At 67.6% G+C, this 24188-nt stretch carries 24 protein-coding genes; 11 read left to right on the top strand and 13 right to left on the bottom strand.

What is annotated here, in order from left to right:
• Positions 1-10: 10 nt before the first annotated feature.
• Positions 11-850, bottom strand: coding sequence for a polysaccharide deacetylase family protein (locus tag HEB94_RS13060; RefSeq protein ID WP_192750128.1), 840 nt, complete (start codon positions 848-850; stop codon positions 11-13).
• 172 nt (positions 851-1022) lie between these two features.
• Between HEB94_RS13060 and HEB94_RS13055 the strand changes: the two genes are divergently transcribed.
• Entirely contained in the window at positions 1023-2072 is a 1050-nt protein-coding gene (locus HEB94_RS13055) for an MASE1 domain-containing protein (protein WP_192750127.1), read from the top strand.
• 42 nt (positions 2073-2114) lie between these two features.
• On the opposite strand, the gene HEB94_RS13050 is transcribed toward HEB94_RS13055, so the two are convergent.
• Positions 2115-4094, bottom strand: a complete 1980-nt coding sequence (locus HEB94_RS13050) for an ABC transporter substrate-binding protein (RefSeq protein WP_192750126.1) — start codon at positions 4092-4094, stop codon at positions 2115-2117.
• 406 nt (positions 4095-4500) lie between these two features.
• Here HEB94_RS13050 and HEB94_RS13045 point away from each other — a divergent pair, with 406 nt between their 5' ends.
• Complete coding sequence (locus HEB94_RS13045) at positions 4501-5025, top strand: NUDIX domain-containing protein (protein ID WP_192750125.1); 525 nt, start codon at positions 4501-4503, stop codon at positions 5023-5025.
• A 91-nt stretch (positions 5026-5116) separates the two neighbouring features.
• On the opposite strand, the gene HEB94_RS13040 is transcribed toward HEB94_RS13045, so the two are convergent.
• Together HEB94_RS13040 and HEB94_RS13035 are read right to left on the bottom strand one after the other, a co-directional pair.
• Positions 5117-6463, bottom strand: a complete 1347-nt coding sequence (locus tag HEB94_RS13040; RefSeq protein ID WP_192750124.1) for a GNAT family N-acetyltransferase — start codon at positions 6461-6463, stop codon at positions 5117-5119.
• Between the two features lie 208 nt (positions 6464-6671).
• Entirely contained in the window at positions 6672-7337 is a 666-nt protein-coding gene (locus HEB94_RS13035; RefSeq protein WP_192750123.1) for a TetR family transcriptional regulator, read from the bottom strand.
• Positions 7338-7440: 103 nt separating this feature from the next.
• Between HEB94_RS13035 and HEB94_RS13030 the strand changes: the two genes are divergently transcribed.
• Together HEB94_RS13030 and dnaE are read left to right on the top strand one after the other, a co-directional pair.
• Positions 7441-8325 carry an SDR family NAD(P)-dependent oxidoreductase gene (locus tag HEB94_RS13030; protein WP_192750122.1) on the top strand — a complete coding sequence of 295 codons (885 nt, stop codon included), beginning with the start codon at positions 7441-7443 and terminating at the stop codon, positions 8323-8325.
• 149 nt (positions 8326-8474) lie between these two features.
• Positions 8475-12014 carry a DNA polymerase III subunit alpha gene (gene dnaE, locus HEB94_RS13025; RefSeq protein ID WP_192750121.1) on the top strand — a complete coding sequence of 1180 codons (3540 nt, stop codon included), beginning with the start codon at positions 8475-8477 and terminating at the stop codon, positions 12012-12014.
• Positions 12015-12043: 29 nt separating this feature from the next.
• On the opposite strand, the gene HEB94_RS49220 is transcribed toward dnaE, so the two are convergent.
• The 5 genes from HEB94_RS49220 to HEB94_RS13000 form a co-directional block, all read right to left on the bottom strand.
• Complete coding sequence (locus tag HEB94_RS49220) at positions 12044-12223, bottom strand: hypothetical protein (protein WP_202897941.1); 180 nt, start codon at positions 12221-12223, stop codon at positions 12044-12046.
• 231 nt (positions 12224-12454) lie between these two features.
• Positions 12455-13075, bottom strand: coding sequence for a dihydrofolate reductase family protein (locus tag HEB94_RS13015; RefSeq protein ID WP_192750120.1), 621 nt, complete (start codon positions 13073-13075; stop codon positions 12455-12457).
• Positions 13076-13300: 225 nt separating this feature from the next.
• Complete coding sequence (glnII, locus tag HEB94_RS13010) at positions 13301-14320, bottom strand: glutamine synthetase (RefSeq protein WP_192750119.1); 1020 nt, start codon at positions 14318-14320, stop codon at positions 13301-13303.
• A 107-nt stretch (positions 14321-14427) separates the two neighbouring features.
• Entirely contained in the window at positions 14428-15531 is a 1104-nt protein-coding gene (locus HEB94_RS13005) for an IS630 family transposase (RefSeq protein ID WP_192756249.1), read from the bottom strand.
• Positions 15532-15661: 130 nt separating this feature from the next.
• A complete protein-coding gene (locus tag HEB94_RS13000) occupies positions 15662-16507 on the bottom strand; it encodes a hypothetical protein (RefSeq protein WP_192750118.1) in 846 nt (281 codons plus the stop codon).
• Between the two features lie 60 nt (positions 16508-16567).
• On the opposite strand from HEB94_RS13000, the gene HEB94_RS12995 reads away from it, so the two are divergent.
• Genes HEB94_RS12995 through HEB94_RS12980 form a run of 4 tightly spaced genes read left to right on the top strand, consistent with a single transcriptional unit; the run spans position 16568 to position 19150 of the window.
• Positions 16568-17359: a hypothetical protein gene (locus HEB94_RS12995; protein ID WP_192750117.1), complete on the top strand. Its 792-nt coding sequence runs from the start codon at positions 16568-16570 to the stop codon at positions 17357-17359.
• Between the two features lie 43 nt (positions 17360-17402).
• A complete protein-coding gene (locus HEB94_RS12990) occupies positions 17403-18074 on the top strand; it encodes a hypothetical protein (RefSeq protein ID WP_192750116.1) in 672 nt (223 codons plus the stop codon).
• Between the two features lie 50 nt (positions 18075-18124).
• Positions 18125-18535 (top strand): VOC family protein, encoded by a 411-nt coding sequence (locus tag HEB94_RS12985; protein WP_192750115.1) that lies wholly within the window; start codon positions 18125-18127, stop codon positions 18533-18535.
• Positions 18536-18589: 54 nt separating this feature from the next.
• Positions 18590-19150 carry an AAA family ATPase gene (locus HEB94_RS12980; RefSeq protein ID WP_192750114.1) on the top strand — a complete coding sequence of 187 codons (561 nt, stop codon included), beginning with the start codon at positions 18590-18592 and terminating at the stop codon, positions 19148-19150.
• Between the two features lie 43 nt (positions 19151-19193).
• Here the strand turns inward: HEB94_RS12980 and HEB94_RS12975 are convergent, their stop codons facing one another.
• Complete coding sequence (locus tag HEB94_RS12975; protein ID WP_192750113.1) at positions 19194-19727, bottom strand: GNAT family N-acetyltransferase; 534 nt, start codon at positions 19725-19727, stop codon at positions 19194-19196.
• 216 nt (positions 19728-19943) lie between these two features.
• On the opposite strand from HEB94_RS12975, the gene HEB94_RS12970 reads away from it, so the two are divergent.
• The 3 genes from HEB94_RS12970 (at position 19944) to HEB94_RS12960 (ending at position 23119) form a co-directional block, all read left to right on the top strand.
• A complete protein-coding gene (locus HEB94_RS12970) occupies positions 19944-20945 on the top strand; it encodes a GH25 family lysozyme (RefSeq protein ID WP_192750112.1) in 1002 nt (333 codons plus the stop codon).
• 178 nt (positions 20946-21123) lie between these two features.
• Complete coding sequence (locus HEB94_RS53490; protein WP_192750111.1) at positions 21124-22047, top strand: zinc-binding dehydrogenase; 924 nt, start codon at positions 21124-21126, stop codon at positions 22045-22047.
• 196 nt (positions 22048-22243) lie between these two features.
• Positions 22244-23119, top strand: a complete 876-nt coding sequence (locus HEB94_RS12960) for an LLM class flavin-dependent oxidoreductase (RefSeq protein ID WP_192750110.1) — start codon at positions 22244-22246, stop codon at positions 23117-23119.
• 78 nt (positions 23120-23197) lie between these two features.
• Here the strand turns inward: HEB94_RS12960 and HEB94_RS12955 are convergent, their stop codons facing one another.
• The 3 genes from HEB94_RS12955 to HEB94_RS12945 form a co-directional block, all read right to left on the bottom strand.
• Positions 23198-23650 carry a hypothetical protein gene (locus HEB94_RS12955; RefSeq protein ID WP_192750109.1) on the bottom strand — a complete coding sequence of 151 codons (453 nt, stop codon included), beginning with the start codon at positions 23648-23650 and terminating at the stop codon, positions 23198-23200.
• A 94-nt stretch (positions 23651-23744) separates the two neighbouring features.
• A complete protein-coding gene (locus HEB94_RS12950) occupies positions 23745-24029 on the bottom strand; it encodes a nuclear transport factor 2 family protein (protein ID WP_192750108.1) in 285 nt (94 codons plus the stop codon).
• The gene (locus HEB94_RS12945) at positions 24026-24172 is read right to left on the bottom strand and encodes a hypothetical protein (protein ID WP_192750107.1); all 147 of its coding nucleotides are present in this window, start codon (positions 24170-24172) and stop codon (positions 24026-24028) included. Before HEB94_RS12945 ends, HEB94_RS12950 begins: the two co-directional genes overlap by 4 nt.
• Positions 24173-24188: the final 16 nt, after the last annotated feature.

The raw sequence follows: 24188 nt of genomic DNA, 5'->3' as shown, positions 1-24188 counted from the left end.
GACCTCCACGTCACTGCAGCGGCGTGGGCGAGGCATCGTGGCCCAGCAGGTCGACGAACCGGTAGCCGTGATCGGCGTACCAGTCGATGATCTGTGGCAGCGCCGCGATGGTGTTGCCACGGAAGGACGAGACCTGCGCCTCGGGCTCGTGCGAGGCCTTGGCGACGTGCATGAGGACGATGGGGTTCTGATCGTCCTCAGAATCCAGCGAGGTGGCCCGCTCGACGATCTTCGCGACGGACTCCGGGTCGTTCTGCCCGGGTTGGGCCCAGTCCCGCGCGTCGACGGACCACAACACGGTGGACATGCCCTCGGCTGACGCGGCGGTCAGCACGTTGGTCAGGTTGCCGCCCGGCGGACGGAAGAAGCAGACGGGCCGGCCGGTCAACCGCTGCTGGAGCGCGGAGGTGCGTGCCATCTGGTCGCGCAGATACTCGACGGTCCACCCGGAGGAGGTCTGGTCGGGGTAGTCGTGATCCCAGGTGTGGTTCGCGATGAGGAACCCCATCGAGGCCACCTGACGGACCACGTCCGGGTTGGCACTGTCGTGCGCACCGGTGTCGAAGAACGTCGCCGTGACGCCCTTGGACCGCAGGATGTCCGCGACGGAGAGCATCGCCGGGGCGGCGCCGGCGAAGGCGTGGGCCGACCCGCCGTGGCCCCGGACGTCGGGACGCCGCGTTCCGCCGAGGTGGGAGAGGGCCCCCGCCCGTTCGCCGGACCTGGCGCCGTCCCCGGGTCGTGTCCGGGCCTGGCCGGTGACGTGGGGGTCGTCGTACCCGGCGAACTCGGGGACATCGGCGCGCTCGATCGGGACGCCGGTCCCGTTTGCTTCACGACCGGGGTGCACCCGGACAACAGGAATCCACTTGTGGCCAGTGCCGCTACCGCGGCGACCAACTTCGCCCTCCACACGGTGAGGCAGCGTCCCCATGCGGGCAGGTGTTTCACGCCTGGTTCGTGAAGCAGTGGACCGATTCCCCAGCATCGGGAAGAGTCCTTGCGGCGTAGGCTTGTTGTCCGTGCCGAAGGTTGCTCTGCCGAGTGGCATCGCACTCCGCAAGATCGCTCTCGACGGCCTTCTCGTCCTCGCTTTAGCCGCCGCGTACTACCTTGTCGGCAATATCGGCTTGCTCCTGAACCTCGGGAACATTTCCGTGCGACTCCTGTGGCCGCCGATCGGCGGAGCGTTGGCCGCACTACTCCTGCTCGGTATGCGGGCCTGGCCGGGCATCCTCCTCGGCTCCTTCCTCCTCAACCTCCTCAGCCTGGACCGGCCACCCATGGCGGCCCTGACCGTCGCGGCCGCGACGACGATCGGCGTGCTGTGCGGCTACTGGCTCCTGCGCCGCGTGGGCTTCCGCCTCGAGCTGGACCGGATGCGGGATCTGGCCGCGCTGGTCGTGTTCGGAGCGGTGGTCGGCATGACGGTGGCCACCTCGCTACGAGTGGGTGCCCTCGTGCTTGCCGACCTGGAACAACCGGCCAACTACTGGGCCCGTTGGCTGCTGGACTGGATCAGTTCGGGCATCAGCGTGATCACCCTGACACCCGTGTTCCTGCTGCTACCGCGCATTCGATGGCCACGTGGGCTGCGACCACTGCGTGCGCTGGAGGCCGTCGCCGCTCCGAGCGCGGCGTTCCTGATCATGCTGGTCGCGACGCGCGTCAACATCGAACTTCTCTTCCTGGCCTTCCCAGTTCTGATCTGGGCCGCCTTGCGCTTCCGACTGGCAGGTGCCGCTCCCTGCGTCCTGATCGTCTCGCTGATGGCAGCGGTCGCGGCGGCGAACGGAACCGGCCCCTTCGCGGGACAGGACACCTACGCGAAGATCATCACCCTCCAGGCGTTCGGTGGATCAGCCGCGCTGACCGCGCTCGTGCTGGCCGTGACCACCACCGAACGCAACCGGGCCACCAGGGAGATCGAGCACACGGCGGTCGAACTCGTCGGAGTGGTCCGTCAACTTGATCGTCGCCTCCGCCCGGCCGTGCCGCTGCCGCGGACTCCGACGGACGCCCCGGCCACCGGGGAACGCCGCGTGGTGCACGAGCACGTCCGCCGCGACTGAGCGCGACTACCCACTCCCGGCACCTCCAGCGTCGGCTCCGCGCTACTTCGCCGACCAGAAGTACTGCTCGGGGTAGGACGGTCCGGGTTCGCAGCAGTCGTCGACCATCGACTTCGCGACGTTTCGCAGGTTGTCCTGCACGACGTTGTAGCGAGCCACCGGGAGCACCGTGCCGATCAGGTAGAACTCCTGCTGTGAGATCCGCAGGATCTCCATGAACAGGTCCTCGCGCTTCTGCCGGTCCGGCGTGATCCTGATCTGGTCGAAGAGCTCCATCTGCCGTCGCGGACCTGCGGGCGGCTCCTCACCGGACTTTCCCTTCGTCTCGTACCACTCCCCCCACTTGACCGCGTACGCCGTGTCGCCGCTGTTGGGGAAGTACCACCCCGGGCCGAGCATGGGCAGGGCTCCACCGTCGCCGTCATCCATGACCGCGTCGTGTTCGTTGGCCTGGACCCGGTTGGTGAGCAGGGTGGCGTCCTCCACCTTCACCCGTCCGTCGACCCCGACCGTCTTCCAGTAACCGGAGGCGAGCTGGCCGATGTCCGCCCAGAGCGGGTTGAAGTTGGTACGCACTTCCAGCGTGAACGCGACCCGCTGCCCGTCGGCGCGGAGCCGGAACCCGTCGCCGTCTCGCTCGCGGAAGCCGGCCGCGTCCAGGTGCTGGTTCGCCTTCGCGACGTCGTGCTCGGTGTACTGCTTGGCCAGCTCCTCGAGGAACAGGCCCGACTCACGGCGTGGCGAGGTCTGCCAGGGCTCACCCTGACCCAGGAGAACGACCTTGATGATCTCCTGGCGGTTCAACGCGTAGGACAGGCCGATCCGGAAGTCCTTGTTCTGCAGCATCTGCCGCATGGCGGGGTTCTTGTGGTTGAGGTTGAAGATGAACGTCGCGTCGTTCATCCGCGACGAACCGATGTCGATGAAGTGGTAGTGACCCTGGCTACGCCCGCGTGCCAAGACAGGCTTGCTCTGGAGCGTGACGAGCCCAGGCGTGACGAGACTGTAGTCGCCCTGGTTGAGCTTCAGGGTGCTGACCTGTGGGTCGGTGACGATGTCGAAGACAACCCTGTCGAGGTAGGGCAGCTGCCTGCCCTCCGGATCGGTCTTCCAGTAGTAGGGGTTGCGTTCGACCTGGAGGCGGGTGCCGCTGAACGACCGCACCTTCCACGGGTAGATACATGGCAGGTCGGGGTTCTGCCACGCGGAGAGCTCGTCCGGACCACCACCGCCCTTGGCCAGGAAGAGTTTCGTCCAGTCGGTGAAGCCCGCGTCCTTGGCCTGCTTGTCCGCGTTCGCGTTGTACTTGTGGTGGAACTGCTCCAGGTAGTGCCGCGGGAGGCAGTGGAAGGTCGCCGCACCTGTGGATGCGAGCTGTTCCAGGAACAGACCGTGGGGTACGGGGAAGGTGAAACGCACGGTCCTGGCGTCGACCTTCTCGAACTTCGCCGGCCGTCCGTCGGGAGCGAACTCCTGCGGCATCAGCGGGTAGAGGTCCTTGTTACTCAGGACGTCCTCGTAGGAGAAGACCAGGTCGTCGGCGGTGTAGGGCTTCCCGTCCGACCATTTCATTCCCTCGCGCAGGACGAAGGTGTAGACACGTCCCTCCTGCGTGACTTCCCAGGACTCCACGATGTTGGCCGAGACCTTGGTCTGGTTGACGTCCCAGCGGACCAGGGGCTCGTAGGAGAGGGACCCGGTGAGGTGCGGGTCGGCGTCAACGGACGTGAGGATGGTGTTCCACGTGCCGCCGTAGACGCCCATCTCCTCCGTCGGCTGGACGACCAGGGGATTCTTCGGGAGACGCTGCGCTCTGGCCGGAAGTGTGCCGGCCTTGACCTGCTCCGCGAGCGCCGGCGCCTCCTTGAGCCCGACGTCGACGGGCTTCGGCGACTTTCCGCCTGCTTCCTCCGACGGGTTGAGGGAGAACGCATCGCATCCAGCGACGGTGAGCGCGGCGACTGAGGTGACACCCAGTCGGAGCAGGTCCCGTCGACTCGGCCGGAGAATCGGTGATCCCATGACGCTCACTCCTTCTCGGGAGTCGGGTGTCTGGTGCCGCCACGCTTCGCTCCTGCACATGATCACCGCGTCACTCCCCCATGTAAAGGGCAGATGAACGCTCGGAGTCCCCGTTGACCGACCCGACCCATGCGGAGCAGATCCAGATCGCCGCGCCCTCGGCCGGAACTGGCCGCGCGTCATCTGCCCTCACCGTGAAAGCGCTAGCCAGTGCGGTCTGGAATCGGCCGCCGTATCGGCGTCGAGTAGATGTCGGTTGCCGTACCACGACGCCGTGACCGAATCCGGCTGCGCACGTGGGGAGCCTCCCGACGGAGCGGTAACCGACCGCCGGGAGCGCGACGAACTGTCGCGGCGACTCCTCGGGTCCCACAGGGTCCGGGACGGACCTTGCACACTGGTGACCGTGTCCAGCCCTGACGGCACCTCCGCGCCCCTACCCGCTCCGACGCCGACGTCGACGTCGACGCCGGCCCACAGGCCCGTAGTGCGGCCCGGCACCGGAATCCTCGTCGTCTCCCCCGAGAGCCGGCTGCTGATCGTCCAGCAGGAGCGCGACCGCGTCGTCGACTGGGGTCCCCTCGGTGGTGGACTCGAGCATGGCGAGGGCATCGAGGAGTGCGCCGTTCGGGAAGCCCACGAAGAGTCGGGGCTCAGGGTGAAGCTCGTCCGGTTGCTCTCCGTCGACGAGTTCTGGCACCTTGGGCGACTCGAACGCGTGGGATTCGTCTTCCTCGCCGAGCCCGACCCGTGGCCGCAGAACGTGAGCCTGCCGATCGTCGACGGAGACACGAGGTTCCTCGACCACAGATGGATTGCCAAGGACGAGGTTCGGCGCTTCGCCGGCAAGGACGCCCGGGAGTTCTGGGCGTGCCACTGGCCGCTGGACGTACGGGAGACCCTGGTTCGCAGACTCGATGTCGAGCGGTGACGCCACCGCACAACGCTTCCTGTAGGTTCGGCGCGCGCCGCCTCGACGCCGACGGGCGCCGACGAACGCCCGTCGACGCCTCCGCCTCTCGCTAGTCGACCAGTCGCGAGGCGCGCTTGGGAAAGAGTGTCTTCAGGAACGCCTCGGCCTCGCCGTCGACCCAGATGTCGGGGTAGGCGGCACGCAGTTCGTCCAGTGAGCTGTGTCCGAACACCAGACAGAGGAAGGGCAGGGGTGGAAAGCCGCCCTTGGCGGAGCTGTCGTACGCCCCGAACCGACAGTCCTCAACGGTCTTCAGCTTGCCGTCCTCGAAGCACATCCGCAGGCCGCCGCGGTAGAAGTCGAGCTTGAGTTCGCCGCTGTGCCCGGTGAACCTCGAGTTCAGGAGGCGACGTTCGAGCGCCGGTGCGACCAGCCGCAGGAGTCTGGGCAGGTCGGGCACACGTACGTACCAGGCAGACGGCGCCTCGCGGTGCGGCAGCCAGCCCGGTTCCAGGGTCTCGTAAAGGGGATGGTTCCTACCGAGTTCGAGGACGAGCTTCTGCAGCGGTTTGTCCGGCGCGTCCGAGGGAGTGGGCGACCGCTTCACCGTTGTCTGTTCGCCCAGACGCTTGAGTTCGCGCAGCAGTGCGGGCGCCGCGTGCGCGAGGTTGGTTCCGGGCACCAATCCGATCATGGACACCGTGAAGGTGTCGTCCGACCGTCGGTACGGTGTGAAGACGAATCCGCGGAAGTCTCCGCCGGCCCTTTCGACGACCCGCAGACGCTCGTCGTTCCACATCGGCTCCATCTCGTGTTCGGCATCGATGTAGTACTGCCAGAACGAGGCGGGCAGGCGACGGGAAACCAGGTAGCCGGCCTGCTGTTGTCGGTAGCACGCCGCTATCGCTGGAACGTCCTCGGTACGGGCCTGTCGCAGCCGGTACGGTTCCTCGTCGGCGGGTTTGTCGGGCAGCAACCCAAGTGCGACGGCGACATGCCCCCGCTCGTCCACCGCGTACTCGTATCCGAACTGACGGTAGAAGTAGGGGATGCCGGTGATTCCCTGTACGGGTCGACCTTCGCGTTCGGCGCGCTCGTGCATGACTTCGAGAGCGGCTCGAATCAAGCCCCTGTTGCGATATGCCGGCTCGGTCGCCACGATGTCGGGCCGAGCCACCGGAACGACGATCCCGTCGTACTCCCACTCCTCCTGGAGATAGAAGGCGCAGGCGACGATCCGATTTCCTTCCTTGTGGATGTCCTCGACCACCATAACGTCTTCGGGCCCCATGGACGGATGGTCGCCACGCATGCACCGTCGAACGACGTTCGCCAGGCCGAGGTTCGGCTCGTTCTGATCCCACCGAAAGACGAGGCTGTTCAACTTGGCAAGATCTTCGACGTCCTTCGCGGTGGACCAGCGCAGGACCAGACCGTCAGTAAGATCGCGTCTCATGTCGCTCCTCCGGCCCCACCGTTCAAGGGTTCACGCCTTCGGTCGTTGATCGCTCGGCCAAAGAGTAGGAGACGCACCCGGAGGCGGCCAGTCAATTAGGTTCGGCCCATGTCACTGATCCAGGAAGAGTTGCGACGCGCACTGGCAGTCGGCTTCAGCCGGGTCCTGGCTCACAGCACCGCCAGGCGTACTCCGCGGTGACGGGTCGTCAGGCGTTCGAGGCGTTCTGCCGTGCGCCGAGGGCGACGGCGGTCAGCAGGGTCGTGAGCTGCTCGTGGAACCGGAGGGCGTCGTGTGCCCACCGTGGTTCTTCCGCGTAGAGCTGGCGCAGCGTCGCGGTCGGGCGGGACAGCTGGTAGAGGTAGGCGGCGCAGCTCATGGCCGCGCTGAGGAGCGTTCGGGCGCCCTGGTGATCAAGCCCGGCGTCGGCGTCGACGAGCGCCTGGGTCATCGCGTCGTAGGCGACGCTGGCCGCGGTCTTGTAGCGGCGCGCCCGCTCCAGTCGCACGGCGCCTTCCAGGCTGAGGGCGACGTGGGTCAGTAGGTCGCAGAAGAGCGGCAGCCGCTCGAGCGAGTCGCTGACAATCGTGGCGACCTCGCCGGCGGTCAGGCCACGGGAGTCCCCGAGGCCGTTCACCAGACTGTTCCGCCATTCGTCCCATCCGTGCTCGGCGAGTTCGAGGAGCAGTTCCTCGCGTGACTCGAAGTAGCGCCGCAGCGCCGAGGCGTGTAGTCCGACCCGGGCGGTCACCGCGGTGAGGGTGACCTCGCGCGCGCCCTGCTCGATCGCGAGTTCGCGGGCGGCGTCCAACAGGGCCGTCTTGCGGAGCTCCTTGTCCTGCGACGACCGAGCGCGCTGCTTGGGCTGGCTCACCAGCCAAAGATAACGCAAGGCCATTGACTTAAATCCGACGCCGGCCTATCGTCGCACTTAACGCAAGCATGTTGCGTTAAATCGACAGTAAGGATCTCCCTTCATGAGTTCGGTGTTCTTCGTGACCGGTTCGTCCCGGGGTCTTGGCCGCCAGATCGTCGAGCAGGTGCTCGCCTCCGGTCATCGTGTGGTCGCCACGGCCCGGAATCCGCGCGCCCTCGACGATCTTGTCGAGCGGTACGGGGAGCGCGTCCACGTCGAGCAACTCGACGTCACCGATCCCGTTGCCGCCCAGGCCGCAGTCGCGAAAGGGGTCGCGGCGTTCGGCCGGCTCGACGTCGTGGTCAACAACGCGGGCCAGGGTGACCGGGTGTCGCTGGAGGACACCACCCTTGAGGTCTTCCGCCGCCAGATCGAGACGAACTTCCTCGGAACGGTCTACGTCACCAAGGCCGCCGTACCGTTCCTGCGCGAGCAGGGCGGCGGACGGATCATCCAGATCTCGTCGGTCGGCGGCCGCATCGGAAGTCCGGGTATGACCGCGTACCAGTCCGCGAAGTGGGCCGTCGGCGGGTTCAGTGAGGCGCTCGCGGCCGAGGTCACGCCGCTCGGCATCAAGGTCACGGTCGTGGAGCCCGGCGGGATGCGTACCGACTGGGCGGGGTCGTCGATGACCATCCCACCGATCAGCGAGCCGTACGAGGCAACGGTCGGCGCGTCCGCCCGCTCCATGACCGGGTTCGAACACACTGCGAACGGCGACCCGCGCAAGGTCGCCCAGCTCGTACTCGCCATCGCCGACCTCGACGACCCGCCGCTGCGGATCCTCGCCGGCAGTGACGCCTACGAGTACGGCCGCGAGGTCTGGCACCACCGGATCGAGACCGACGCGAAGTGGGAGCACCTGAGCCGATCCACCGACCACGACGAAGCCGGCGACGCCTGGCAGCAACAGCGCGGCAGCAGCCTCCCCGACCTGCACGCGTGACCAGCCGGCGGCCGGGGCCGGCCAAGGCTGGGCCCGGCAAAGGGGTCAGTCGTTCGCGTGCACATGGCGTGACTGGGTTACTCTCGTCGGCCTCGCCAGACCGCCGCGGGGGCACGGGCCGCGGGCTTGTGTGGCGGAGAAGGGGACGTATGTCGCGCGGGGACTTCGTTCATCTGCACGTTCACTCGGAGTACTCGATGTTGGACGGCGCGGCCCGGGTCGGGGACCTCTTCGCCGCCTGCGAGCAGCAGCGGATGCCGGCGGTGGCCCTGACCGATCACGGCTTCCTCTTCGGCGCGTACGAGTTCTACAAGGCGTCGCAGTCGACCTCGGTGAAGCCGATCATCGGCCTGGAGGCCTACGTCACCCCCAAGACGCACCGGAGTGACCGCACCCGGGTCCGGTGGGGTGCCGGAGGTGGGGACGACGTGTCCGGTGGTGGCGCCTACACCCACATGACGCTGCTGGCGCAGAACAACGAGGGCATGCACAACCTGTTCCGGCTCGGCTCGCTCGCCTCCATCGAGGGGTTCTTCTACAAGCCGCGGATGGACCGTGAGCTGCTGCGTACCTACTCCGAAGGGCTGGTCGCCACGACCGGCTGCCCATCGGGCGAGGTGCAGACCTACCTGCGGCTGGGGCAGTACGAGCAGGCGCGCGCTTCGGCCGCGGAGTTCCGCGACACGTTCGGCGCGGGCAACTACTACGTCGAGCTGATGGACCACGGCCTGACGATCGAGAAGCGCGTTCGCACCGACCTGCTCCGGCTGGCCAAGGACCTGTCCCTCCCCCTCGTGGCCACCAACGACCTGCACTACGTCGAACGTGAGGACGCCCCCGCGCACGAGGTGCTGCTGTGCGTCCAGTCCGCCTCCACCCTCGCCGATCCGAAGCGGTTCAAGTTGGAGGGCGACAGCTACTACCTGAAGTCGGCCGCGGAGATGCGGGAGGTGTTCCGCGACCTACCCGAGGCGTGTGACGCCACCCTGGAGATCGCCGAGCGGTGCGAGATCTCCTTCACCGAGGGTGAAGGCCGCTACATGCCGCGCTTTCCCTGCCCGCCTGGGGAGGACGAGACGTCGTGGTTCCTCAAACAGGTCGAGGTCGGGCTCCGGCGCCGCTACCCGGCGGGCATCCCCGACACCGTCCGCCGGCGCGCGGACTTCGAGGCGGAGGTGATCATCGGGAAGGGCTACGCCGGCTACTTCCTCGTGGTCGCCGACTTCATCACCTGGGCGACCGACCGTGGCATCCGCAGCGTGGTCCGCGGCTCGGGCGCGGGATCGATGTGCGCCTACGCGATGCGCATCACCGACCTCGACCCACTCGAACACGGCCTGATCTTCGAACGCTTCCTCAACCCCGAACGCAGGTCGATGCCGGACTTCGACGTCGACTTCGACGAGCGTCGTCGCGGTGAGGTGATCCGGTACGTCACCGACAAGTACGGCGACGACCGGGTGTGTCAGATCGTCACCTACGGAACGATCAAGGCCAAGCAGGCGGTCAAGGACGCCTCCCGGGTGCTGGGCTATCCCTTCGCCACCGGTGACCGGATCACCAAGGCCATGCCGCCGCCCGTGATGGGCAAGGACGTTCCGCTCAAGCAACTCTTCGACTCTTCGCACAAGCGGTACAGCGAAGGCGGGGAGTTCCGAGCCCTCTACGACGGGGACGCCGAGGTCAAGGCCGTCGTCGACAAGGCCACCGGGATCGAGGGGCTGAAACGTCAGTGGGGCATGCACGCCGCCGGTGTGATCATGTCGTCGGACCCGCTGATCGACATCGTTCCGATCATGAAGCGGGAGCAGAACGGCGCGATCCTCACGCAGTTCGACTACCCCGCATGCGAGTCCCTCGGCCTTGTCAAGATGGACTTTCTCGGTCTCCGCAACCTCGCGGTGCTGGGTGACGCGATCGCCAACGTGCACCGCGCGCGGGGTGTGGACGTCGACCTCGAGCAGTTGGGGAAGTCCCGCGACGACCAGAAAACCTATGAGTTGCTGGCCCGGGGGGACACTCTCGGCGTGTTCCAGTTGGACGGCGGACCGATGCGGTCGCTGCTGAAGCTGATGAAGCCGGACCGGTTCGAGGACATCTCCGCCACCATCGCGCTCTACCGGCCCGGCCCGATGGGTGCCAACTCCCACATCAACTACGCCCAACGTAAGAACGGCCAACAGGAGACCAGCTACCTCCATCCGGAGCTGGCCGACGCGCTCCAGCCGATCCTCGCCGAGACGTACGGCCTCATCATCTACCAGGAGCAGGTGATGGAGATCGCCCGCCAGCTCGCGGGCTACACCCTGGGCAAGGCCGATCTGCTCCGCAAGGCGATGGGCAAGAAGAAGAAGGAGGTCCTGGACGCCGAGTTCGTCGACTTCGAACGCGGAATGCGGGTGAACGGTTTCTCCGCGGACTCGATCCGTGCCCTGTGGGAGGTCCTGGTTCCCTTCTCCGACTACGCGTTCAACAAGGCCCACTCGGCCGCGTACGGACTGGTGGCGTACTGGGCCGCCTACCTCAAGGCGCACTTCCCGGTGGAGTACATGGCCGCGGTGTTGACCTCCGTCGGCGATGTCAAGGACCGGTTGGCGCTCTACCTCGGAGAGTGCCGACACATGGGCATCACCGTGCTCCCGCCCGACGTGAACGAGTCGGAGGCGACCTTCACCCCTGTCGGCAGCAACATCCGCTTCGGACTGACGGCGGTGCGCAACGTGGGCGCGGGTGTCGTCGACGGCATCGTCGAGGCGCGGGCTGAGAAGAGCCGCTTCACCGACTTCGCCGACTTCCTGGCCAAGGCGCCGCTGGCCGCGTGCAACAAGCGGGTGGTCGAGTCACTGATCAAGGCTGGGGCCTTCGACTCGATGGGGCACCGCCGCCGGGCGCTGACCACCTGCCATGAGGAAGCGATCGACTACTTCGTCAACGAGAAGCGCGCCGAGGCCATCGGGCAGCACTCGCTGTTCGGATCCTTCGACGACGATGACAGCGCCTCGGACCTGTCGATTCCGTTCAGCGTCCCGACCATCGACGAGTGGGACAAGCGGGTGCTCCTCGCCAACGAGCGGGACATGCTCGGACTCTACGTCTCCGACCATCCGTTGAACGGCGTCGAGCAGGGGCTCGCACGGCTCAGCGACACCAGCGTCGCGTCGCTGCTCGCGGACGACGAGCGGCCCGACGGGGCCACCGTCACCGTCGCCGGCCTCGTCACGACCGTCCAACGACGGATGACCAGGCGGGGCGATCCCTGGGCAGTCGTCACTCTCGAGGACCTCACGGGTGGCATCGACGTCCTCTTCTTCCCCGCCACCTACCAGCTTCACGGGGCAGAACTCGCCGAGGACACCATCGTCGCCGTCCGAGGCCGGCTCGATCGGCGCGAGGACGACGCCCAACTCATCGCCTCCGACCTCACCGTGCCCGACCTGACGCGGTTGTCCGGGAGTACGACGGGGCCGATGGCGATCACCCTGCTGCGTGACCGCTGCACGCCACCTGTGGTCGACCGGCTGAAGGAGATCTTCGCCAGCCACGCCGGCGGCGTCCAGGTGCACCTGCATCTGCAGTCCCTCGAGAAGACGCTGGTGATGCGTCTGGAGGACCGCTGGCGGGTCGCGCCCAGCCCCGCGCTGGTCGGTGACCTGAAAGCCCTTCTCGGCCCTGGGTGTGTGCGGGCCTGACCGCGTCCGTGGCTCCACACCAGGTCTGGTCAGGTGACGAGGCGTCCGCTGTCCACGCTCGTCGCCCGCAGGTCGGGCGCTCCGAACCTGGCCAGGTAGTGCCAGACCCGTTTGAGGGCCTGCTCGTCGTACTGGCCGCTGCGGGAGGCGTCGCCGATGACGCCCGGATCGAGATGGCCGCCACGGGCGATGGAGACGCCCAGGTCCACGAACTCCGCACCTCGGTAGGTGGGGTGGCGGTCCCGTTGCTGGTCCCGGTCTCGAACTGCGACCGGTACCTCCCGTCACGGGCCATCGCCGCCAGGATCGGCACTCCCGCCACGAGCCGGTCGGGGTGAAAGTGCAGCGTCACTCGAGACGATGCGTCCACGGGTTCGCCCTCGGCAAGCGAGGCGACGTGGGCGATGGCCCGCCACTGCGGGTGCGGCATGGCAGCGGGGTCAGCTGCTCTCGGTCTGGGACAGGTGCGCCTTCGCGTCGTCGTAGCTGCCTGCGGACGTCGACTCGTCCGGGGCGTAGACGAGGTGCAGAACGCCGGTGCTGAAGGCCTGGGACGACTCCAGCCGCAAGGGGATCGACCACTCGCCCTCGTCGAACAGGCGCAGGCCATTGCGGACCGCGATCGGGTGGACCAGCAGGCTCAGTTGGTCGAGGAGACCAACGGCAAGAAGCTTGCGAACGATGGAGACGGATCCGCTCAGCGCGATGTCGCCCGCGCCCGGCTCGTTCTTCAGTGCGGTGACGGCCTCGACGAGGTCGCCCTTCAACTGCTCGGAGTTGCGCCAGCTGAACTGGAGGTTCTGCCGTGACACGACGATCTTGCGCGCGTCGCCGAGTGCCTTGGCAAAGCCGGCGTCCTCGCCGCCCGCGGCCTCCCGCTCCGGCCACGCGCCGGCGAAGCTGTCGTAGGTCTTGCGACCGAAGAGCATCGTGTCGGCAGTCTCCATCTGGCTGCTGACGGCGATGCCCATCTCGTCGTTGAAGTAGGGGAAGTGCCAGTCTGCGGGTTCTCCCACGACGCCGTCGAGCGAGATGAACAGACCAGCGGTGATCTTCCGCATCGAACCACTCCCTGGGTGCTTGGGTATCGAATCTGACCGCGGTCGGCGGCGAAACTCATCGGCGAGGCGGAAAGAAACTCTTCGGGACCTGCGCCGATGATACGGGCCGTAGCGGGCGATGACCGGCTGCGACATCCCGGTCGGGGAAGCCACCGCGCGAATCACAAGCGCCGAGGGCACCCGTCGTGACGACGGGTGCTCTCGGCGCGAGCGGGTGGAGCGGCGTCAGACCATGGCCGCCTTGTCCAGCGCCGAGCAGCAAGTGTCGACGATGAGGCGGGTCACGACGTAGGGGTCGACGTTTGCGTTGGGGCGGCGGTCCTCGATGTAGCCCTTCTTGTCGACCTCGACCTGCCACGGGATGCGGACCGACGCGCCGCGGTTGGAGACGCCGTAGCTGTACTCGCTCCACGGGGCGGTCTCGTGGGCGCCGGTCAGGCGGGACTCGATGCCGGCGCCGTAGTGCTTGATGTGCTCCACCGGCTTGTCGTCGCGGCCGAGGGCCTCGCAGGCCTCGATGATCGCGTCGTAGCCCTCACGCATGGCCTTGGTGGAGAAGTTGGTGTGGGCGCCCGCGCCGTTCCAGTCGCCCTTGGCGGGCTTGGGGTCGAGGGTGGCGGAGATGTTGAAGTCCTCGGCGGTGCGGTAGAGCAGCCAGCGCGCGATCCAGAGCTGGTCGGCGACCTCCAGCGGGCTCAGCGGGCCAACCTGAAACTCCCACTGGCCGGGCATGACCTCCGCGTTGATACCGGAGATGCTCAGGCCCGCGGCGAGACAGTTGTCGAGGTGCTTCTCGACGACGTCGCGGCCGTGGATCTCGTCGGCGCCGACGCCGCAGTAGTAGCCGCCCTGCGGCGCGGGGTAGCCGGCGTCGGGGAAACCGAGCGGACGGGCACCCTGGAAGAACGTGTACTCCTGCTCGATACCGAACAGCGACTCCTGGGCCGCGAACTGCTCGGCGACCGGACGCAGCAGCGCACGGGTGTTCGACTCGTGCGGGGTGTCGTCGATGTTGAAGACCTCGCACAGCACGAGGATGTCGTTCCCACCGCGGATCGGGTCCCGGTAGGTCGCGGCCGGCTTGAGTACACGGTCCGAGCTGTGGCCAACGGCCTGGTTGGTGCTGGAGCCGTCGAAGCCCCAGGTACCCGGCTCAGTGCCGTCAGCGAGGATCTTGGTCTTCGAGCGCAGCTTCGCGGTCGGCTCGGTACCGTCGATCCAGATGTACTCGGCCTTGTAGCTCACGGGCGTTCATCCTTAGGGGCGCGGGCCTTGTGAGGCGGTGTCCTTGCCCAAGCAGGGTCACAACGTGCGATTTCGCGGCCGTTGCTCACGTGTTAAGGCGATATGAACTAGTGTTCCCCGCCGGAAATTCGTGCGATATATCGGGCGAGGGAGTCGAGGATTTCTTCGGCTGTCTTCTTCCAGACGAACGGTTTCGGGTCGGTGTTCCAGTTCTTGATCCATTCGCGGACGTCTTTCTCCAACGCCTGGACGCTTTTGTGGACGCCGCGGCGTAGGAGTTGGTCGGTGAGGAAGGCGAACCAGCGTTCCACCTGGTTGAGCCAGGAGGCCCCGGTCGGGGTGAAGTGCATGTGGAAGCGCGGATGGCGGGCGAGCCAGTCGTTGATGGCGGGGGTCTTGTGAGTGGAAAGGTTGTCGCAGACGAGGTAGACGTCGAGTTGGGCAGGGACCGCTTTGTCGATCGCGATCAGGAACTTCTTGAACTCCAGGGCGCGGCGTCGTCGGTGGGTCTGGGAGATCACCGTGCCATCGGCAATGTTGAACGCGGCGAACAGGCTGGTCACACCGTGGCGGACGTAATCGTGGCTGCGCCGCTCCGGCATCCCGGGCATGGCCGGCAGCACCGGCTGGGAGCGGTCCAACGCCTGCATGCCCGACTTCTCATCCACACACAACACCACCGCCCGCTCCGGCGGGTTGTGGTACAGCCCGACCACATCGACCACCTTCTCCACGAACAACGGATCCGTGGAGAGCTTGAACCCATCACTGCGATGCGGTTTCAACTCGAACTTCGCCCAGATCCGCCCAATCGTCGACTCAGACAAACCCGAACGCGCCGCCATCGACCTCCGCGACCAGTGCGTCGCACTCACCGGCGTCTCCTCCAGCGTCGCAACCACCACCTCCTCCACCTTGTCCAACAAGATCGACGGTGGACGACCCGGCCGCGGCTCATCGACCAAACCGTCCAACCGCTTGGCCACAAACCGCCGACGCCACTTGTTCACCGTGTTCGGCGACACCCCCAAGTCGGCCGCCACCTGCTTGTTCACCGCCCCCGGCACCGCACACGCCAACACGATCCGCGACCGCAACGCCAACGCCTGCGACGACTTCGCCCGACGCGACCAACGAACCAACTGCTCCCGCTCACCAGCAGACAACACCAACTCGGCCTTCGGCCGCCCAGTACGAGCCACGGACACCATCATACCGATTTAACATACGAATTTCCGGCGGGGAACACTAGACGGACATCTCATATGTTGGATGCGAGGTTTCTGTCGCCGTCACGTCCCACGAGCCAGGCGTAGTTGACGAGCCCGTCCGGGTGCGGACCTACGGTTGGGATCGCACGGAACGAGGTCGCCGACTCACGCGTTGCGCACGGACGGAGGGCAGCCGGGCGACTTGGCGCTCTCCGGCCAGGCTGGCGTCGACTGACACCAACGAGAGAAGTTGGACGGGCCGACCGCTCGCCGCGGCCGCCTCGATCTTGTGGTGGCCGTCGAGGAGGAAGTGCGTCAAGGCCCAGTGCTCGTAGTAGTCGCCGCTCTGGCCGTCCATCGCCGGCTGGCAGATGTCGAGCGTGCTCACGGCGACGACGGCGGGGGCCGGACCGTCGTGCAACAGACGGGAGTACTGCTCAACGCGGTCGCGGTCGTTCCAGGAGGGCGGAACCATGGGCACGACGAACTCGTACAGGTGGGCGTCCTCCGCTACCCCCGTCTCGAACGTCCGGTAGTAGGGCGTCCGAGGATTCTCCGGTAGACCCCAGAAGCCGTCGATTCCCCACGTCGCGACCTGCTCGTGGGCGAAGTAGTCCCCGTCGAGGACTGGATACGTCAGGCGTGGCCTGATCTGGAGGAGCATCACGAGGTAGTGAGCCGCGGGCAGCAACGCGGCGAACGCCGCCACGATGCCTGGATCGATGTCTTCCAGGCCGCCTGCGAGTTTGTCCTGGACCTCGGCCAGGGAGAGGGTGCGCTTCGCGCCCTCCAGCCGCTGGAACAGGACGGGGCACGTTCCGCACCAAAAGCTCAACTCGAACGCCGGTTCGCTTCCCAGCCAGAGCAACCGCCGCCCGGCCCATGCTCCGGTGGCCTTCGCCGCCTCCCCGAACCGGATCGCGGCCTGCGCCTCGTCGACGCCGTACCGCTGGGCTGCCGCACTCGCGAGAAGCACGGCTGGGGACGTTACACCAGTCGACGAACGCCGAACAGAACCCTGGCACGATAGGCCGTCGTGATCATTGGGGGGCGCCTGAACAGGCCCAACGACCGCCCATGGCGCTTCGCCGCGCTGGTAGCCGTACCGACTTTTGCCGCCTTGCTCATCGTCGTCGTGCCTCGCCACACCGAGAGCGTCTTCTACACCGCGGGGCGGCTTGTCCTCCCCACCGCCGTGGGAGTGGTCGCTGCCGGCGTGGTGGCCGCATACTCCAGCCGAACTTGGCGGTGGTGGACCTACCTCGGCGTCGTCGTCGCCACAGCCGGGCTGCAGACCACGATCGTCGAGCTCAGGAGCGCTGAGACCCTCGGCCCACCCGTGGCGCGGGGGCCAGGCTCCACCTTGTCGGCGCCAGCCATGGCCGGCAACTGGACTCTCGTCGACGACAGCGCGGCCCGTGCCCGTGGACAGCAGGTGCTTTCCCGAGCCGACCGGCAGGAACTCGTGGCCTCGGTCGTCTACGGCGAATACCAGGACGGTGCCGCGGCCGTCGCGTTCCTCGGCCTCAACACCAAGCCGGGCAGCGGGTTGCGGGCTTCACTGCAGAGGTCCCCAGCCCTGGGGGTGCGAGACTACCTGGCCGGAGCACAGGTGCAATCCGCACACTCCGTCGAATCAGGCCGCGACGACGTCGCCATGGCCTGTGGTCAGCCGAACGAGACGCAACTGAACGGTACCGTCGTCTGCGCCTGGGCCGACTCCACAGCCCTGGGCGTCACCACCTGGGTGGCCGCCGGAATGGACGTCGACCACGCCGCCGAACTGACGCGCCAGTTTCGAACCGCGGTGAGCCAGCCGAACAGCTGAACTCGGATGGAGGAACCAGCCACCCGGTGACAGACTTCGCCGGGTGCATGAGCCCGAGGTCGTCCGCTTGCTCGGCGTGCAGTGGCCGGTGCTCGACCACCGGTCGGCGCGAGCCCGTCTCGAGCGCCTGGGTTGGGCGATGTGCGGTGAGGGCGACTGGGCCTACGCGTACCGGTCGCCGAGTGGTCGACTCCTTGCCCGGGTCGGCCCGTTCGAGCCGGCCTATGGGTACTTCGTCGAACTCTGCCGACGATGCGCCGCCAATCGATACGTTCCGCAGGTGGAGCTTGCCACCCAACTCGAAGGTGGCGGCCATCTGGCTGTGCTCGAACACCTGAGCCCTCCGGGCAGGGAGTTGGTCGAGACGTTTCTGCGGCACTGGGCGCACGCCGAGGAAGCCGATGCCGACCTACGCGCTCTCCGGCACGAGGTCGACAGGATGGACGAATGGGGCCGTCAGAACGTCCGGTGGTGGGGCGGCGTCGACATCGGCGAGCGCCACGTACTGCTCTCGACCGACGGGAACCCCAAACTGATCGACCTGTTCTTCCTCGCAGGTAGGGACCTCATCCGAGATCTCCTCGACGACCCGCGTGCGTTCCTGCGGGATGTGCCGCCCCACCAGCGTCGGTACATCCTCGACACCCCGCACTTCGACGCCGACGATCGTCGTCGCATCCGCGCCGCCCTCGCGGGGGTAGCGTCCGGGCAGTGAAGTTTCATCCGTCGGTCCACGAGGACCCGCGCCCAGCAGGAGGTAGCACGATGCCGGCTGACGCCACGGCTCACATACGCATCGCCCGACCGTCACGTGACCTCCAAGCCGCGGAGGACTTCTGGACCTCGGGTCTCGGGCTCGATGTCCTGTACCGGTACACGACCGACGGCACTGACGGAGAGCACTCACTCCTCATGGTCGGCTGGCTCGATGCTTCCTGGCACCTGGAACTCGTCCACGATCCCGTCGCTCCGATCCAACCGCGGCCGACACCCGAGGACCTGCTGGTGATCTATCTCGGTGAGCCGGTTCCCGACGCCCTGGTCGAACGGCTCGAACGTCACGGCGGGAAGCGGGTGCCCGCGCACAATCCGTACTGGGACACGTGGGGCGTGACGTTCCAGGACCCGGACGGCTATCTGCTGGTGTTGTCCACCCGTGCGTGGTCCAGTTCGTGAAGCGTCGTAGGGCCGTGGAAATGGCATTGCTGGCCCAGCAGGCACGCTGACACGATGGCCGGCGTGCTCAGTGCCGACGTGCCAGGCTGCCTGATCGTGACGGGGATGCCGGGGGCCGGGAAGTCGACCGTGACCAGGCTGGTGGCCGAACGACTGCCGCGCTCTGCCCGGCTCGACGGCGACGACCTCAACCGGATGATCGTCAGGGGTCGAGTCTGGGCCCTGGGCGAGCCTGGCGACGAGGCGAGGCGGCAGGTGGAGCTGTGCAACCGCAACCTGTGCGGGTTGGCGAACAACTTCGCCGACGCCGGCTTCACGCCCGTGATCGACTGGGTGATCCCCTCACGGGAGCAACTGGAGTTCTTCGTCGCGCTCCTCGGCCCTCGGCCGGTTTCGTTCGTCGTTCTCGCACCGGGCATCGAGGTCTGTCAGTACCGCAACACCATCAGGGATCCCCGTGACCAGTTCACTTTCGACGGCTACGACGCACTCGACGCCGACATGAAGCGCGAGCTTGGCGATGTCGGATGGTGGTTCGACACAGCCGCCCTCTCGCCCGACCAGACCGCCGATCACATCATCCGCGACGCTCGACGCCGTGCTCTGGTGAACTGACCGCAGGGAGCGCTTCGAACAGTCACGACGGGACGTGCACGCCCTAGCTGATGCCGTGCGCAGAGGTCGAATCGTGGTTCGCGACGTCGATCCAGAAGCGATCCTCACCACGCGCCTGACCGTCGGGAACACCGCCGTTCGCGAGGATCACCCGGCGAGACGCGACGTTGTCAGGCAGGCAGGTCAGGAGAACCCGGCCAAGACCCAACTGGGCACATTCGGCCAAGCCTGCCGCCAGCATTCTGGTCGCATGCCCTTGTCTGCGCCAGGGGAGAACGATGTGATAGCCGACGTGGCCACCCGCCTCAGCGAGTTCCGGCGTCAGCGAATGCCTGATGACGAGCGTTCCGAGATAGTGCTCACCGGAGACGTACCAGTAGTGCGTGTAGGGAACGCCCCATCGAACACGGATCCCGCTGCGTGCGGCGACAAACCCCTCGAAGTCGTCGCGCGCCGGCTCGAACCAGTCGAGCTCGGTTCCTTCAGCCAGGCACGTGGCTCGTTCACCGGCGAGGTAGGAGTCCTTCACCGCCACGGTCGGCCGGACAAGCCGTGGTGGCTCGATCAGCTCGGTCATCCACCAAACCTCCATGCCCAGTTCGGTTTCACTCGCCAGGATGGCCGCGCCAGCCTATGCCGCACATCCTCTGGTCCAGGACGAGGGTCCACCCGTCGGCGCTCCCCGCCGAGGGGTGCACCGGGCCGGGTGGCCGGATGTTTCCGCGGGGGTTCCTCGTGGCGTACCTGCTCCGTATCCTGACCGGCGCAGTCTGACGGTGAGGAGGTGTCCCAGGTGACCATCATCCGCGGCGTCGACGTGTCCGCGTACCAGACCATCACGTCGTGGTCCCGGCTCGAGCGCGCGGTCGGGTTCGTCGTCGTCAAGGCGACCGAGGGCCAGAGCTACACCTCCAGAACGTGGCGACGCTACTTCGCCGACGCGCGCCAGGTCGGGCTCCTCGCTGGGTCGTACCACTTCGCCCACCCTGACCAGGACGCCAGGGCGCAGGCCGCGCACTACGTGAGCGAACTTCGGGCCGCCGGTTGGCGGTCCGGTCGTGAGCTGCCCCCGGTCCTGGACCTCGAGCAGTCCGGCGGCCTCGGGAGGTCCGCCCTGACCGCGTGGGCACTCACCTTCATGCGGGAGGTCGACCGGCGGCTCGAACTCACCGGCGCGATGCGATGCGGGCTCTACGTCAACTCCGACTACCTGAACAACCGAACGCACGGCTCCGAGTTGCTCGCCGGGCGCTGGCTCTGGCTCGCGAGGTGGCCCAGCCCCCGTGGCCCGTGGCCGGACGCCGACGACGACATGCCCGCGGGTGCATCGATCTGGCAGTGGACCGACAGGACCACCGTGTCGGGCGTCTCCGGTCACCTGGACGGCGACGTGGCGACACTCGCGACCCTCCGAAGGCTCGCGCCCACCTACTACGACATGACCCCCACGGAGGACGACTTGCCGACCGCCAACGAGATCGCCGACGCCGTCTGGGCGCACTCTCTGACCAGCCTCGCCGGCAACAGGGCCACCGCCGAGACGTACCTGGCGCACATCCGTTCCGACGCGTGGTACGCACCCAAGGCGTACGAACAGGCTGTCGCCAACGCCGCCCACATCGGTGCCCTTCGCGCGACCATCGACACCCTGGCGAACGCCCTGGCCGCCGGTGCCGAGAACGTCGATGTCGAAGCCCTCGCCCGGGCCGTCCGCGAAGCGTCGGAAGCCGGGGCACGGGCGGCGCTGGCGGACTCCGTGTCGGTCGACATCAACGTGGACGAGGAGAGCAGCTAGACCTCGCTTGCCGCGATTGCGCCGGGAGAGCCTGGCGGTCCGGCGAATCGGCCCGGTCCGGACGGCTTTGGACCTGACTCCGGCGATTCCTGCCGGCTCGGGAAGGAACGTGGTGAGCCGGGACGGCGATGCCGCGAAGCTGTGACATCGCTGCGTGAGGCGACTCTAGACTTGCCGGGTGCGTGCAGCTGTCCTTGAAGAGCTTGGCACTCCGGTCCCGGGGGAGTTCCGTGATCCAGAGCCGGCCTCCGGTGCCGCGTTGGTCGAGGTCGTGGCGGCTGGTGTCAACCACCTGGACCTGGCGAAGGCCACGGGGCGCTTCTACACCGGTCCGCCGCCGCTGCCGTCGGTTGTGGGCAGCGACGGCGTGGGACGTCGCACGGATGGGCGTCTGGTGTACTTCGACACGACTGTCGGGCCGTTCGGGTCGATGGCCGAGCGCACCCTCGTACCCGAGGACTCGCTGATCCCCGCCCCCGAAGACGTCGATCCGGTGATCCTGGCCGGCATGGGCAACGCGGGTCTGGCGGCGCACACGGCCCTGCACTGGCGCGCCGGACTGCAGCCGGGCGAGACGGTGGTCGTACTCGGCGCCACCGGGGTGGTCGGACGCTTCGCCGTCCAGATCGCGCGCCTGCTGGGCGCTGGCCGCGTCGTGGCCGTCGGGCGCGACCCCGAGCAATTGGCGCACACCGCCGAGCTGGGGGCGGATGCCACGGTGCAACTCGGTGCGGTCGACGACCTTCCGGGTGCGCTCGCCGGCGCCAACGTGATCGTGGACCTGCTGTGGGGTGAGCCTGCCGTCGCCGCCCTCACCCAGGCCGCGCACGGCGCACGCCTCATCCAGGTCGGCCAGCTCGCCGCCGCCGAAACCGCGGTCGCGGCCCCGCTCCTGCGGAGCCGCGCGATCGACATCCGCGGGCATGCCGTCTTCCACGCCCCGCAGGACGTACGCGCCGCGGCCTACGCACAGCTCGGGGAAGCCTGCGCCTCCGGCGACCTGCACGTCGACGTGGAAGCGGTGCCCATCGGAGAGGTCCAGCACGCGTGGAGCCGGCAGGCGGCCGGCACCGGCGGGGTGAAGCTGGTCATCGTCCCGTAGCTGACTCGCTTGTTCTGTTGATTTCCTCGGGTTCATCCCGTTTGGGTCGACACCGAAGGAATCGATGCGCCGATGACCTGTCCGAGACTCCGCGGTTGCGTGGCGCAAACGTCGGCGGCGCCCGTGCCGAGACGGGGCCGGGACGGCGCTGGCGGCAAGGGCTGAGGCACTGGCCGGTCCTCTACAGTGGGGCCTCATGCGCTACGGCATCGTCATCCTCCCCGAATATCGCTGGCCGCAGGCAGCCCCGCTGTGGAGGCGTGCCGAGGACTACGGTTTCGATCACGCATGGACCTACGACCACCTCGCGTGGCGGAGCCTCGCCGACGGGCCCTGGTTCGGCACGGTCCCGACGCTGACCGCCGCCTCGATGGTGACCTCACGGATCCAGCTGGGGACCTTCGTGGCCTCGCCGAACTTCCGGCATCCAGTGTCGTTCGTCCGCGACGTCCTCAGCCTGGACGACATCAGCGCGGGCAGGTTCCTTCTCGGCGTTGGCGCCGGTGGCACCGGCTTCGACTCGACCGTGCTCGGCGAGGACACCCTGCCACCGCCTCGCCTCGTGGCGCGCCTGGGGGAGTTCCTCGAGTTGCTGGATCGCCTGCTGACCGAGGACGACGTCAGCTACGCCGGCGACTACTTCACGGCTGTTCACGCACGAACCCAACCGGGATGCCTGCACAAGCCGAGACTTCCCATGGTCGTCGCGGCGAACGGCCCGAAGTCCCTGCGGCTCGCCGCGCGGTTCGGCCAGGGCTGGGCCACCACCGGCGCCGGCGGGCACGACAGTACTCAGCAGTGGTGGCGCGGCATCGCGGAGTTGACGACCCGCTTCGACGACATCATCGCCCAGGACGGTGGCGAACCGGCCACGATCGACCGCTACCTGTCCTTGGACAGCGCCGGACCGTTCGCGCTCTCCAGCGCCGAGTACTTCACCGATGCGGTGGGCCGGGCGGCCGAACTCGGCTTCACCGACGTGGTGACGCACTGGCCACGAGCCACCGGCGTCTATGCCGGTGACGAAGCCGTGCTCGACAAGATCGCGAGCGATCACCTGTCTGCGCGGTAGAAACGGCGCATCGACCGGGCGCCACCACGCCACCGCCCGCCACATCACCGCAGCCCGTCCACGCCTGGTCACGCCTGATCAGCCCGCGCCGCGTCTCGTCGCCGTCGCGTAGGAGCGGGTCGTCTCCAGAAACAGCACGAGCGCGACGGCTCCGAGCACGCCGTGGTACCACCGCCAGCCGACGCCGATGCCGACGAACCCGTCCACCATCATGACCCCGGCGCCGTACCCGACAGCCAGCAGCATCCCGGCCAGCACGAGCAGCATGAGTCCTCGCGGTACCCGACGGCCCAGCGCCGTGACCGTGGCGATGGCGACACAGGCGGCGAAGACGCCGGACGCGGCCGCGAGCCACTGGGCCGCGGCCGCGTCCAGGAAGTAGCTCTCGGATTCGGCGGCCGACACGGGCGGGCCGCCCGGGAGCCCGAGCCGGTCCTGCAGTGCAAAGGCGGCCTTGCCGACGGCGTAGCCGAGGAACAGCACCGCCAGCGCGTACGCCGGCCAGCGTCGCGGGCGCTCGAGGTCAACCATGACCGCGAGCGTAGAGGCGGCACACCGGACATCACTCCCCCTTGCGAGGGAGTCGCCCGCCCCCGAGGGGGAACCGTCGCGACGGCGGGTGCGATCAGCATTGTGCCGCTCGCATCTGGCCGGTGGAGTGCGCGACGTCGGTGTACTCCCAGACCCTGACCACGAGCCCGTCCTGGACCTCGACCCACAGGGAGTACTCGTTCGCGAACGTCCCGCCGGTCGCGAACGAGCCGGTCATCGACCACCGCACCGCACCTATGGGGCCCTGGCTGATCTGATGGTGCACCGTGGTGCGCACCGAGTCGCGGTCGTAGAGGAGGGAGAAGACCCGCTCGAGGTTGCCCCGTACCTCCTCCCGGCCGTGACTGAGGCTGTTCATGATCTCGTCGGGGACGGACGGGTGATCCACCAGGTCACGTCCTCCGACAGCAGCGCGGTGATCCGGTCCGGATCTCCGGCTGCGTTGACGATCGCGGCCGCGAGGTCACCGGGCAGCGGCGTTTCCTTGGGCGTTTCGTTCATGGCACTTCCGTTCTTC

This window comes from Actinopolymorpha pittospori, from assembly GCF_014873875.1.
Lineage (GTDB): Bacteria > Actinomycetota > Actinomycetes > Propionibacteriales > Actinopolymorphaceae > Actinopolymorpha > Actinopolymorpha pittospori.
The sequence above is the reverse complement of the archived record's forward strand: the minus strand, read 5'-3'. Positions and strand labels throughout refer to the sequence as shown.